The following is a 13070-nucleotide window of genomic DNA, read 5'->3' as shown; positions in this document are numbered from 1 at the left end:
CCCCCCGCGGCGGGGGGGGGGGCGGCGCCCGGGCCGGCCCCCCCCCGGGGGGGGGGGGGGGCCCCCCCCGCTGCTTTTAGTTGTGGTCTCCGGTGCAGGCGCCATGGTCTGTGAAGCGGGCAGCAGGTACGCGTGATCGCTTGCACTCAGTGTGTGGGAGTGCTAATTATTGACTTAGCACTCTTGCCGGATGACTGCTAAAAGTCCCCCGGCGTTGAGTGAACCAGCAACCACTGGGGTGAGGTTCGGGGAACCGCGTAAAGAGATCGCGCTAGCCGGGCCGTCCGTCGCGGGCACCTCAGCCGGGAATGGAAATTTTTGCTCCAAGCATGACTGTTCCGGAAGGACGATAGCCGTTATGGCCAAGATCATTGCATTTGAAGAAGAGGCACGCCGCGGCCTCGAGCGCGGGTTGAACATCCTCGCCGACGCCGTCAAGGTCACCCTCGGCCCGCGTGGCCGCAACGTAGTCCTCGAAAAGAAGTGGGGCGCTCCCACGATCACCAATGACGGCGTGTCCATCGCCAAGGAGATCGAACTGGACGATCCCTACGAGAAGATCGGCGCTGAGCTGGTCAAGGAAGTTGCCAAGAAGACTGACGATGTTGCCGGTGACGGCACCACCACGGCAACTGTCCTGGCCCAGGCGCTGGTGCGCGAAGGCCTGCGCAACGTTGCCGCCGGTGCCGACCCGCTGAGCCTGAAGCGCGGCATTGAGAAGGCTGTTGCAGCCGTCACCGCCGAGCTGATTTCTTCCGCCAAGGAGATCGAAACCAAGGAGCAGATCGCGGCTACGGCTTCCATCTCCGCCGGTGACCAGCAGATCGGCGACCTGATCGCCGAAGCACTGGACAAGGTCGGCAAGGAAGGCGTCATCACGGTCGAGGAGTCCAACACCTTCGGCCTGGAGCTGGAACTCACCGAAGGCATGCGCTTCGACAAGGGTTACATCTCCGGTTACTTCGTCACTGACGCTGAGCGCCAGGAAACGGTCCTCGAGGATCCGTACATCCTGATCGTCAACTCCAAGATCTCCAACGTCAAGGACCTCGTTGCCGTCCTCGAAAAGGTCATGCAGTCCGGCAAGCCGCTGCTGATCATTGCCGAAGACGTCGAGGGCGAAGCCCTGGCAACCCTGGTGGTCAACAAGATCCGCGGCACCTTCAAGTCCGTAGCCGTCAAGGCTCCGGGCTTCGGCGACCGCCGCAAGGCCCAGCTGGCTGACATCGCCATCCTCACCGGCGGCCAGGTCATCGCCGAAGAAGTTGGATTGAAGCTCGAAAACGCCACGCTCGACCTGCTGGGCAAGGCCCGCAAGGTTGTAGTCACCAAGGACGAAACCACCATCGTCGAAGGTGCAGGCGACGCTGAAGAGATCGCCGGCCGCGTCAACCAGATCCGCGCCGAAATCGAGAACTCCGATTCCGATTACGACCGCGAGAAGCTGCAGGAACGCCTTGCCAAGCTGGCCGGCGGCGTCGCCGTCATCAAGGCCGGTGCCGCAACCGAGGTGGAACTGAAGGAACGCAAGCACCGCATTGAGGACGCCGTCCGCAACGCAAAGGCTGCCGTTGAAGAAGGCATCGTCGCCGGTGGCGGCGTGGCCCTCATCCAGGCCGGCCTCAAGGCCTTCGCCAACCTCTCCCTCGAGGGCGACGAAGCAACGGGCGCGAACATCGTCCGCGTTGCCATCGACGCCCCGCTGAAGCAGATTGCCTTCAACGCCGGCATGGAGCCCGGTGTTGTGGTGGACAAGGTCCGCGGCCTGCCCGAAGGCTTCGGCCTGAACGCAGCCACCGGTGAGTACGAAGACCTGCTGGCTGCCGGCATCAACGACCCGGTAAAGGTGACGCGTTCCGCCCTGCAGAACGCTGCCTCCATCGCCGGCCTGTTCCTGACCACCGAAGCTGTGGTTGCGGACAAGCCGGAGAAGTCGGCTCCCGCCATGGGCGGCGCTGACGAGATGGCCGGCATGGGCGGCATGGGCGGCTTCTAAGCCCCCGGCTGACTCGGCTCAGCCTCTGCGCCACGCGTAAAGCAGGCACGGCACCCCGTTGGGGTGTCGTGCCTGCTTTGTTTAACCCGGGTCTAATGGCGGAACAGTGAGGTGTTCGCTGCCTCCGTTTCGGCATACTGCGCCGACGCGAAGGCCAACGCCTGGTTAATGCTGTCCAGGGACTCCTCCACACGGGCCTGCGTAGCCCGCCAATCAGTAACCAGCGACTGGAAGTTGGCCGAGGCAGCGCCCCGCCAGATCTCGCCCAATGACGCTAGTCCGGCCTGCATGCCGTTGACGTCCGCCCTCAGGCGCTCGATGGTTCCCTGTACTTCTGCACTCTTGGCGGCCAGCGCCTCGCTGTCCACGGCGAATAAGGGCATGTCTTCCTCCTGGTAAGGGTGCGGTTCGGATACCGGCAAGGCTAAGCAGCCCCGGGCACCGGAGCATGCCGGGAGGAACCCCTGTGGACGGCAGGAACAGGTGTTACACGGCCGGAAGGGGTGTGGAGGAGCGCAGGGGCGCCCGTCAGTTTCCCTTGCCCTCTTCGGCCCCGTCAGCGTCTTCGACCTCATCAGGGCTCTCCGGGAACTGCTCGGGTGCCCGGTACGGCAGCCGGATGGAGAGGGTGGCGCCGCCGCCCTCTGTTTCCGCGAGCCGCACCGTCCCGTCGTGCTGGGCCACCAGGGCAGCCACGATGGCCAGCCCAAGCCCGGTGCCGCCGGTTTCCCGGTAGCGGGAGGAATCGGCGCGGTAGAAGCGCTCAAAGACGCGCGCGGCGTCGTCCTCCGAGATGCCGGGGCCGTGGTCTCGCACCTCCAGGACGGCGTCCATCCGGTCGTGGATGACCGGGGCAACCCCCACCGCCACCTCAATGGGCGAGCCGTCCGGGGTATAGCGCAGCGCATTGGTCATTAGGTTGGCCACCACCTGGCGCAGCCGTGCCTCGTCCCCCATGGTGGGCGCACTCTGCGGACCGTTCCCGTCCAGCCCCACCACCTTGATGACCCGGTCCGGTGCGCTGGCGCGGGCATCCATGGCGGCGTCGTTCCCCAGGATCATCAGGTCCACCGGTTCGTATTCCAGCGGCCGCTGCTCATCCACCCGGGCCAGGGTGAGCAGGTCTTCCACCAGTTGGCCCATGCGTTTGGCCTCGGATTCAATCCGTCCCATGGCCGCGGCAACTTCATCGGGTTTCTGCAGGGCGCCGTGCCGGTACAGTTCCGAGAATCCGCGAATAGTCACCAGGGGTGTCCGCAGCTCGTGGGAGGCGTCCTGGACAAAGCGGCGCATCTTCCGTTCGGACTGGGTCCGGGCGGCGAAGGCAGTCTCAATGTGCGCCAGCATTGCGTTCAACGAGCGGGAAAGGCGGCCGATTTCCGTGGCGGGATTGCCGACCTCCACGCGCCGGGACAGGTCGCCGGCGGCAATGGCGGCTGCCGTCTTCTCCACCTGGCTCAGGGGCCGGAACTGCCGGGTCACGGCCCAATAGGCAATACCGGTGGCGCCCAGGGTGCCCAGCAGCCCCACGGAGAAGACCAGCGAGGCGGCCTCGTCCACTGTAGCGGCCACCGAATCCAGCGGAATGGCAACGGCCACGGAGCCGGGCAGGTTCTGGAAGTCGTAGATCCGTACCCGCCACCCCTTGGACATGGGGGAGGTGCCGCGTACGTCAAAGCCGCGCGTTCCCATTTCGGCGACCTGGTCGGAGGTGTAGTCCGGGATCATTGGGATGTCCGCCGCGGACTCGGAGTGGGTCGCGGGACCGTGGCTGCCGTCTTCGTTCAGGTAGAGGCCGTAGTAGCGGAACAGGGACGCATCGGTGCTGGGGTCATTCACCAACAGGTAACGGGAGACGGCAGGAGCGTTCTCGTTAATGTCGGCATCCAGGCGGCCCACCAGGATCTGGCGCAGCACATAGATGGTCGCCAACCCGGTGATGGTTACAGTCACCACCATCAGCACCGCCATGATGGCGACCAGCTGCGACCGCAGCGAAGCGGATTTCCAGCGCCGTACCAAGGCCCTAGCGCTTCTCCGAGGAGCGGAGCAGGTAGCCCACGCCGCGCTTGGTCTGGATCAGGGCCGGGGCGTCGGGGCTGCGGTCGATCTTGCGGCGCAGGTAGGAAATGTAGGACTCCACAATCGAAGCGTCGCCGTTGAAGTCGTATTCCCAGACATGGTCCAGGATCTGGGCCTTGGACAGCACCCGGTTGGGATTAAGCATCAGGTAGCGCAGCAGCTTGAACTCGGTGGGGGAGAGATCGATGGTGACGCCGCCGCGGCGGACCTCGTGGGCGTCGTCGTCGAGCTCCAGGTCATCCACGCGGATGACGGCGTCATCATCCTCCAGGGGCTGGGTGCGGCGCAGCACTGCGCGGATGCGGGCCACCACCTCGTCCAGGCTGAACGGCTTGGTAACGTAGTCGTCGCCGCCCACGGTCAGGCCGGTGACCTTGTCCTCGGTGTCGTCGCGGGCGGTCAGGAAGACCACGGGGAAATGCTGGCCGGCAGCGCGGAGCCTGCGGGTGAGCGTGAACCCGTCCATGTCCGGAAGCATCACGTCCAGGACGGCGAGGTCCGGGTTGTGCGAGTCCACGGCGGCCAGTGCTTCACGGCCGTTGGCGGCAGCGACGACGTCGAAACCGGCGAACCGCAGCGAGGTGGACAGCAGTTCGCGGATGTTCGGCTCATCATCGACAACAAGGAGGCGTGCTTCGGGTGCAGACGATTTGTTCACCTGCCCAGTTTCTTACATTTAGCTGGACGTTGTCTGTAGGTGCGCCGGATGAATTCTGGAAGTGCTCAGTAAACATCTGGTGCAAAGCCGGGGAAGCTGCCGGAACGTCGGAGAACTTAGACAGGCTTTTCGATATCGGAGGCGTCGAGGATGGAATACGCATAACCCTGCTCGGCCAGGAAGCGCTGCCGCTTGGCCGCAAAGTCCTGGTCCAAGGTGTCGCGGGCCACCACTGTGTAGAAATGGGCTGCCTTGCCGTCCGCCTTGGGGCGCAGCAGCCGGCCCAGCCGCTGCGCTTCCTCCTGCCGGGAGCCGAAGGAACCGGACACCTGGATGGCCACGGAGGCCTCGGGCAGGTCGATGGAGAAGTTGGCCACCTTGGAGACCACCAGGGTGTTCAGCTTGCCCTCGCGGAATTCGCCAAACAGCCTCTGGCGCTCCTTCACCGGGGTATCGCCCTTGATGACGGGGGCGTCCAGGCGTTCAGCCAGTTCGTCCAGCTGGTCCAGGTACTGCCCGATGACCAGGGTCTGCTCACCGGTATGGCGCTTCACCAACTGCTCGACGACGCCGGTCTTGGTCTCCGACGTCGAGCACAGCCGGTACTTGTCCCCGTCTTCGGCCATGGCGTAAGCCACCCGCTCATCGCGGGGCAGGTCGACGCGGACCTCGACGCATTCGGCCGGGGCAATGTAGCCCTGCGCCTCAATGTCCTTCCAAGGAGCGTCGTACCGCTTGGGCCCGATCAGGGAGAAGACCTCACCCTCGCGTCCGTCTTCGCGCACCAGCGTGGCGGTCAGGCCGAGCCGGCGGCGGGCCTGCAGATCCGCCGTCATCCTAAAGATCGGGGCCGGCAGCAGGTGCACCTCGTCATAGATGATCAGGCCCCAGTCGTTCGCGTCCAGGAGTTCCAGGTGCGGGTACAGGCCCCCGCGCTTGAGCGTCAGGACCTGGTAGGTGGCGATCGTGACCGGGCGGACTTCCTTCACGGCACCGGAGTATTCACCGATCTCGTCCTCGGTCAGCGAGGTCCGCTTGAGCAGTTCGTCTTTCCACTGCCGGGCGGAAACGGTGTTGGTGACCAGGATCAGCGTGGTGGTGGAGCTGGTTGCCATGGCGGCGGCTCCCACCAGGGTCTTGCCGGCGCCGCAGGGGAGGACCACCACACCGGACCCGCCGGCCCAGAAGTTCTCGGTGGCCAGTTTCTGGTACGGGCGCAGGGCCCAGCCGTCTTCATTCAGCATGATGGGATGCGGGGTGCCGTCCACGTAGCCGGCCAGGTCTTCGGCAGGCCAGCCGAGCTTGAGCAGCAGCTGCTTCAGCTGCCCCCGCATGGCGGACTGCACCACCACCGTCTCGCCGTCGATCCGCGGACCGAGCAGCGGCTGGATCTTCTTGGCGTGCATTACTTCTTCCAGCACCGGGTAGTCGGTGGTGCGCAGCACCAAGCCGTGCTGGGGGTCCTTTTCCAGCCGCAGCCTGCCGTACCGGGACATGGTTTCTTCAATGTCGATCAGCAGTGAATGCGGCACCGGGAAGCGTGAATAGGTGAGCAGCGTGTTCAGGACCTGCTCGGCGTCGAGCCCCGCGGCACGCGCATTCCACAGACCCAGCGGGGTCAGCCGGTAGCTGTGGATGTGCTCGGGTGCCCGCTCCAGTTCGGCAAACGCGGCAATTGCATGCCGTGCCTCGGTTGCCTGCTCATGGTCGACCTCAAGGAGAATCGTTTTATCGCTCTGGACAATCAACGGTCCGTCAACCATGCGCCGGGCTACCCTCCACTATTTCCACATCCATAATCCGATGTACTGACACTGTACGTTCCACGTCGTGGCGCGGATCGTAGACCCGCACCCTTCCCTCGGTCACCGATAGGGGAACGAATATCTCCTGCCGCTGATTCCCCTGGCTGTCCACAACGCCCATCCGCACCGAACTCTTGGTCCGGATGGCCTTGCGCAGGGTCTCCAGGCTGACGAGGGACTGGCTTTCCCCGTTCGCCTGCAGCGGCGGTCCTTCGCCGCGCAGGGCTGCCAATTGCCGTTCCAGGTCCGCGTCGGTCAGTTCCCACGGGTTCAGGCGCGTCTTGGAGGAGGACGGGGCGGCCACCGGGACCATCCGGTGGGAGCCCACCGGTTTGCGGGCCGGGCCCTCCAGCGCCGGGGGATACCCCAGATCCCGCAGGGACGAGGTCAGTTCCTTGGCCGGCACATTGGCCGCAACCACTGTGGGTGCCAAGCGGACCAGTCCCAGCGACGCTGTCCGCGGATCGGCCAGCAGGGCATTAAGGCCGGCTTCGTCGTCGCTGCGGAGGTATGACCCGGCGGCTCCCACCCGCAGCCTGCCGTACCGGGCGGCGGTGTCCTCCACCAGATAGCGCAGCGGCTGCGGAACCTCCGTGGCTGAATGCTGGCGCAGGAAGGCAAGAATGCCGTCGGCGTCGTGCCCTTCGTCCAGCGCGCGTCGGATGGAATCCGCGGAGAAACGGTAGATGGCCGCCGGGCCCTGACCCTCGGCGGTGGAGATCAGCGCCAGTTCCCGCGCGACGTCCGGCTCCAGGTAACCCGGTGCCACTGCCGTCAGGTCAGCCTGCAGCAGGAACGAATTCAGGGGTGCGGGCAACGCATCGCGCAGCACCTGCGTGGCAGCGGCATAGTCCCCGGCGGCCACGGACGAGCCGAGCAGCGTCAGTGCACCGGAGCCGAGCAGGCCCAGCTGCGCAGCTTCCTTGAGGATGCCCGGAACCAGGCGTGCGAACCGCCGCTGCAGCCGCGGCTGGTGCCAGGTCAGGGCACTGATGAGGTCTTCCGGATCAAACGCCCCCACCGTTCCGTTTTCGCTGTCGCGCTCGGAAAGGAGGGCAAGCATTTCCATGGCCCGACGGCGGACCACGGGGGCGTCGGGCCGGGATACTTCGGCGGCCAGTGCGTTGACCGCGCCGCCTGCCGGCAGGGGAGCACCCACGAGGGAAGGTGCACGGTCCGCATCCAGCCACGCTTCAACCAGCCGGCGCCACTGCTCTTCGCGGTTCTCGTTCAGCCAGTTCCCTTCGGAGGCGCCCCACCGGGAAGTGGCTGCGTCCAGGGTGATCAGCCCGGCAATGGCGGCCAGCTCCAGCAGCCAGGAGGTGGTGGCGCCGTCGAGCCGCAGCGACTCGGACAGGCGGCGCACTTCGCGTACACCCACTCCGCCCGAACGCAGGGTGCCGACCGGATTCTCGGCCGCCAGCGCCAGCAGTTCCGTGACTAGGCGCAGGGTCTCGGCCACTGCACCGAACGCGGCGTTATCCCTCAGGTTTCGGGTGACACTGCGGGGAGAGGGGCGGGGAGCTTCGAGCTGGAAATCGGACACAATGACGTGCCCGCGCGACGCCTGGCCCACGGGACGGGGCAGTTCCACGTGCAACGCGTCCAGGGGAACCAGCAGGCCGCGGGAAACCAGCCACTCCACCGGTGTGGGGGAGGGGTTGTCCAAGACGGCCCGTCCCATGGTGGCTTTCTTCGGGATGGTGCCCACCGGGGAGTACTTGAACCGCCGCAGCAGCTCCGTGGTGCCCGGACGCGCCCCGTTCATCAGCGCCGCCCAGCCGGCAGGATCGGAAACCAAGTGGTGCAGGGAATGGGCAGCCGTGGCGGGGGTGTCCGCTTTCTCCAAGGGCAGCCCGGTGCTGCGCAGCCCTTCCACGATGCCCACCAGGCGCTGCCCGAACTCCGGGTGCTGTGCGGCGAGGGTGGAGTAGGGCCGGCCGAGACCCGCGGGATAGGCGCCCAGCGCCTCACCCAGAACGGACACCGGCAGGTAGAAGCGGCGCGAAGCGTCAGCTTTCGGCGCTCCCGGATGCGGTTTGGCCCGCCGCAGCAGGGCCAGCGAATGGAGGTGGGCCAGGATGGCGTCCAGGGACTTGATGGTGGACCCGGCAATTGCGGCCTTCAGCCATGAGGCGGTGGTGCTGAGCTGGGAATCTTCGTTGGTGGTCAGGTCAACGGCTTCAAGCACCTGCAGCTCGGGGGCAGTCAGCTTTTCAAGGATGCGCTGCACGCTGACCCGAGTGGAGGCGCGGGCCGCCAGGGCCTGGAAATCGGGGACCGGAGGAAGGACCAGATCGGGCCGGGCCGCGAACAATTCACGCAGCTGGTCGTCGCTGCGTGCGGCTAGATCATCGGCCAAAGCTCGAATCGCGGACATCAGCACCACGTTACCTGAGTGGGAAGGGAAACGGACCGATCAGCCTCGGCGTCTGCGCCGAACTCCGCTGATGACCAAACCTGCCATCAGCAGGAAAGCGAGAGGTAACGCAAAGTAGACGGCAGCAACCAGCCACGGGGCAACCGACTGGCCCTGCAGGGCAAGGATCAAAACGGCAGCCAGGGTTCCCAGCCCGAACAGGGCCAGAAGACCGGCCGCCGCGGCCAGGGCCCCCGAAATCCACGCGCGGGTGCGGCGGGGCCCAGGCTGGGAGCCGGAAACAGAGGCCGAGGCGGACCGGACGGAGTCCGGCGGGGTTTTGTTCATGGTGATTAACGCTAACAGCGGAAATCCGCGGGACAAAGGGGCAGCCTTGGAGCCCCTATTCGCTTGTCGGGATATTCTAAAGGGAACAGACTTCCCCGTAGTATCTCAGAGGTACGGGTACCCCCCCCGCTGCTTGCTGGGCAACGCGGAAACGGTGGCGGAACTGAACGGTCATGCAACAAGGCAGATGTCCTGCCGCAATCGGAACTAAGAACGAGGTAACCGAAGTGCCTATCGGCAAGGTCAAGTGGTTCGACACCGGCAAGGGTTTTGGTTTTCTGGCCACGGACGATGGACAGGAAGTCTTCCTCCATGCCTCGGCCCTGCCGGCCGGCGTCAGCGAGGTTAAGCCCGGTACGCGCATGGAGTTCGGTGTAGCCGACGGCCGGCGCGGACCGCAGGCCCTCTCCGCCCGCATCTTGGAGGCACCGCCGTCGGTTGCCAAGGCCACGCGCAAGGACGCCGAAGACATGGCCGTTATAACGGAAGACCTGATCAAACTGCTCGATGGCATTTCCAACGGACTGCGCCGCGGCCGCTACCCGGAAAAGAAGCATGCCACCAAGGTGGCCGCTGTGCTGCGTGCCGTTGCCGATGACTTGGATATATAAGGTTCGTGCGCTGAAGTGACAATGACACCCGTAACTCCCTCTCCCGAAACGCCCTCCGACCCGGCGGCCCGTAAACGTGCGCCCCGGCGGTCGGGGAAGCCCGACGCCGTGCTGGCTGCCGCGGTGGCGGAAGCACGTGCAGGCCTGCTCGAAGTTGCGTCCCCGGCTGAAGTTGGGGAGTACGCGGGGGCCGCGGCCGACGGCGAACGGCTGGTGACCCACCGGTTCACCTCGCTGCGTCCCGGTTACCGCGGCTGGCAGTGGTACGCCACTGTTGCCCGGATGCCGCGCAGCAAGAAGGTGACGGTCAGTGAAGTAGGACTGCTTCCGTCGGAGGATGCGCTGCTGGCTCCGGAGTGGGTGCCCTGGTCGGAGCGGCTGCGTCCGGAAGACATTGCTGCCGAGCAGGAACAGTTGGCCCTCGAACAGGCCGCCCGGGAACATGTTGACGACGAACAGCACGCCCACGCCGAATCCCGGGACAAGGATGGCCAAGCGCGGGACGGCGCTCCCGAAGACGGCGCACGCCAAGACGATGCAGCGCAGTCCGGCGCGCAGGATCATCAGGAGACGGACGCGCAGGAGGACGAATAATCCGTGGCGGTTGCGGCAACTGGTTCAACAATCCCTGAGGGGGCGCTGAGCTGATGTTCCGCTCCCTCCGCCTCTTCAACTACCGGATCTGGTTCTTCGGCGCACTGGTTTCCAATATCGGCACCTGGATGCAGCGGACTGCGCAGGACTGGCTGGTCTACGACATCCTCACCAACCAGGATGCCGCAGCCATGGGAATCGTGATGGCGCTGCAGTTGGGGCCACAGCTCCTCCTGGCACCGTGGTCCGGCCTGATAGCCGACTCCTACAACCGGCGCAAAGTCCTGCTGATGACGCAGATCAGCATGGGTGCCCTGGGGCTGGCCCTGGGCCTGCTCGTGATTTCCGGCCAGGCGCAGCTGTGGCACGTGTACGCATTTGCGCTGGCCCTGGGCATGGTGTCGGCGGTGGACGGACCGGCGCGCCAGGCGTTCGTCTCCGAGGTGGTTTCCGAGCGGGATCTGCCCAACGCCGTGGCCCTGAACAGTGCCTCCTTTAACGGGGCGCGGATGATCGGCCCCGCCGTCGCCGGACTCCTGACCGTCGCCGTCGGGCCGGGGCTGGTGTTTGTACTGAACGCCGTGACGTTCGGCGCCATGGTGCTCGCACTGCTGAATATGCGTGCCGGCGAACTGCGCGTGCTCCCCAAGGCGCCCCCGGGGAAGGGCCGCATCCGGGCAGGACTGGCCTATGTGAGGCACCGGCCCGACCTCATCATGGTGATGCTGGCAATCTTCATCGTGGGCACCTTTGGCATGAATTTCGCCATTTACATAGCGGCCATGGCACGTACCGAGTTCGGCCGGGACGCGGGCACGTTCGGCCTCCTCAATTCGGTGATGGCGATCGGTTCCGTCGCGGGCGCCTTGCTTTCCGCGCGGCGGGACAGGCCGCGCCTGCGCTTTGTCTTCGGAGCCGCAGGGGCCTTTGGCTTGTTCTGCATCCTGTCCGCAGCCGCGCCCACCCTGATTTTGTTCGGTCTATCCCTGATCCCGGTGGGCCTGTCCGCACTGACCCTGATGACGAGCGCCAATGCGTATGTTCAAACCACCACCGCCCAGGTCATGCGCGGGCGGGTGATGGCGCTGTATTTCGCCATCTTTATGGGCGGAACACCGCTGGGCGCGCCGGTGGTGGGCTGGGTTTCGGACTCGTTCGGCCCCCGTTGGAGCCTCGGTGTGGCCGCAGCCTCGGGGCTGCTGGCAGCCGCCATCGGTTTCGTATGGGCCTGGCGGACCTACGGGATGCGGTTCCACTATGACCGGAACCTGCCCCGGCGGCTCAGCATGACCACAGATACGCCGGAAAAAGCGCAGGACCCGGACAGCGCGTAGCGTCCGGGCCCTGCGGGCAGTGCATGGCCATGTTGGCAGTAATCAGGCTCAGGAGTTCGCGATCACGTAGTCGATGCACGCCAGGAGGGCGCTGACGTCGTCGGGCTCAATGGCGACAAAGGTGGCAATGCGCAGCTGGTTGCGGCCGAGCTTGCGGTAAGGCTCCACGTCCACGACGCCGTTGGCCCGCAGCGTCTTGGCAATGGCGGCGGCGTCGATGTCCGCTGCGAAATCGATGGTGGCAATAACGTTGGAACGGTCCTCCGGGCGGGCCACGAACGGGGTGGCAACGGCGGACTGTTCGGCCCACGAATAGATCCGTCCGGCAGATTCCGCGGTGCGACCGGCGGCGAACGCCAGCCCGCCGTTGCCGTTCAGCCAGTCAATCTGGGCGTTGAGGGTCACCAGCGTGGACAACGACGGCGTGTTGTAGGTCTGGTTCAGCCGCGAGTTGTCCACGGCGGTCTGCAGGTTGAGGAAATCCGGGATCCAGCGGTCGCCGGCATTGATCCGCGCGGCGCGTTCCAGCGCAGCGGGGGAGAACATGCCCAGCCACAAGCCGCCGTCTGACGCGAAGTTCTTCTGCGGGGCGAAGTAGTACACATCGGACTGCGCCAGGTCCACGTCCAGGCCGCCGGCAGCCGAGGTCGCGTCGATCAGCACCAGGGCGCCGTCGTCGGAACCTTCCACCCGGCGCACCGGAGCGGCAACGCCGGTGGAAGTTTCGTTCTGCGGCCAAGCATAGACATCCACCCCCGCTTCAGCCGCCGGTTCCGGACGGGTGCCCGGTTCAGCCGTGATGATGCTCGACGCCGAGAGGAACGGCGCTTTATTGGTAGCCGCCGCAAACTTGGAGCCGAATTCGCCGAAGGACAGGTGCTGGGCCTTCTCCTGAACCAATCCGAAAGCGGCGACGTCCCAGAAAGCAGTGGAGCCGCCCACGCCCAGAACTACCTCGTAGCCCTCCGGAGCGGAGAACAGCTCGGCCAGTCCCTCGCGGATGCTGCCCACGAGGTTCCGTACGGGTGCCTGGCGGTGGGAGGTGCCCAGAAGCCCGGTGCCGGAACGTTCCAGCGCCGCCATCTGTTCCGGACGTACTTTGGACGGCCCGGCACCAAAGCGGCCGTCCTGCGGGAGGAGTTCAGCGGGAATCTTCAGTGCGGCGGTGTCGCCCATTGTGTCGCTCCAAGCGTGTCGAAAGGAAAGCGCGTCTGCATTTCCATTCTGCCGCACCGCATTCTTTCGGACGGTTTATGACCGCCGCCACAGGGATGTGTGGCGGA

The 13070-nt window shown here is 65.7% G+C and carries 11 protein-coding genes; 4 read left to right on the top strand and 7 right to left on the bottom strand.

Going from position 1 to position 13070, the window contains the following annotated elements; genetic code table 11:
• The first annotated feature begins 358 nt into the window (after positions 1-358).
• A complete protein-coding gene (groL, locus tag LOC57_RS12425; protein ID WP_227913524.1) occupies positions 359-1996 on the top strand; it encodes a chaperonin GroEL in 1638 nt (545 codons plus the stop codon).
• 92 nt (positions 1997-2088) lie between these two features.
• Here the strand turns inward: groL and LOC57_RS12420 are convergent, their stop codons facing one another.
• The 6 genes from LOC57_RS12420 to LOC57_RS12395 all read right to left on the bottom strand — a co-directional run bounded on the left by LOC57_RS12420 (position 2089) and on the right by LOC57_RS12395 (position 9248).
• Positions 2089-2379 (bottom strand): WXG100 family type VII secretion target, encoded by a 291-nt coding sequence (locus LOC57_RS12420; RefSeq protein ID WP_227913523.1) that lies wholly within the window; start codon positions 2377-2379, stop codon positions 2089-2091.
• A gap of 145 nt (positions 2380-2524) precedes the next feature.
• Entirely contained in the window at positions 2525-4018 is a 1494-nt protein-coding gene (locus LOC57_RS12415) for a sensor histidine kinase (protein WP_227913522.1), read from the bottom strand.
• A gap of 4 nt (positions 4019-4022) precedes the next feature.
• Positions 4023-4736 carry a response regulator transcription factor gene (locus LOC57_RS12410; protein ID WP_227913521.1) on the bottom strand — a complete coding sequence of 238 codons (714 nt, stop codon included), beginning with the start codon at positions 4734-4736 and terminating at the stop codon, positions 4023-4025.
• Positions 4737-4852: 116 nt separating this feature from the next.
• Entirely contained in the window at positions 4853-6499 is a 1647-nt protein-coding gene (locus LOC57_RS12405) for a DNA repair helicase XPB (RefSeq protein WP_227913520.1), read from the bottom strand.
• Positions 6492-8921, bottom strand: a complete 2430-nt coding sequence (locus LOC57_RS12400; protein WP_229960057.1) for a helicase-associated domain-containing protein — start codon at positions 8919-8921, stop codon at positions 6492-6494. Before LOC57_RS12400 ends, LOC57_RS12405 begins: the two co-directional genes overlap by 8 nt.
• A 39-nt stretch (positions 8922-8960) precedes the next feature.
• A complete protein-coding gene (locus LOC57_RS12395) occupies positions 8961-9248 on the bottom strand; it encodes a hypothetical protein (protein ID WP_227913518.1) in 288 nt (95 codons plus the stop codon).
• A gap of 227 nt (positions 9249-9475) precedes the next feature.
• Between LOC57_RS12395 and LOC57_RS12390 the strand changes: the two genes are divergently transcribed.
• Genes LOC57_RS12390 through LOC57_RS12380 form a run of 3 tightly spaced genes read left to right on the top strand, consistent with a single transcriptional unit; the run spans position 9476 to position 11787 of the window.
• A complete protein-coding gene (locus LOC57_RS12390) occupies positions 9476-9859 on the top strand; it encodes a cold-shock protein (protein ID WP_227913517.1) in 384 nt (127 codons plus the stop codon).
• A gap of 21 nt (positions 9860-9880) precedes the next feature.
• Positions 9881-10453 carry a DUF3027 domain-containing protein gene (locus LOC57_RS12385; protein ID WP_229960087.1) on the top strand — a complete coding sequence of 191 codons (573 nt, stop codon included), beginning with the start codon at positions 9881-9883 and terminating at the stop codon, positions 10451-10453.
• A gap of 53 nt (positions 10454-10506) precedes the next feature.
• Entirely contained in the window at positions 10507-11787 is a 1281-nt protein-coding gene (locus tag LOC57_RS12380; RefSeq protein ID WP_229960056.1) for an MFS transporter, read from the top strand.
• A gap of 48 nt (positions 11788-11835) precedes the next feature.
• Here the strand turns inward: LOC57_RS12380 and serC are convergent, their stop codons facing one another.
• On the bottom strand, positions 11836-12963 hold the full coding sequence (gene serC / locus LOC57_RS12375) for a phosphoserine transaminase (RefSeq protein WP_229960054.1): 1128 nt from the start codon (positions 12961-12963) through the stop codon (positions 11836-11838).
• Between the last annotated feature and the right edge of the window lie 107 nt (positions 12964-13070).

Origin of the sequence: Arthrobacter sp. zg-Y750 (assembly GCF_020907365.1) — a bacterium.
GTDB lineage: Bacteria > Actinomycetota > Actinomycetes > Actinomycetales > Micrococcaceae > Arthrobacter_B.
The sequence above is the reverse complement of the archived record's forward strand: the minus strand, read 5'-3'. Positions and strand labels throughout refer to the sequence as shown.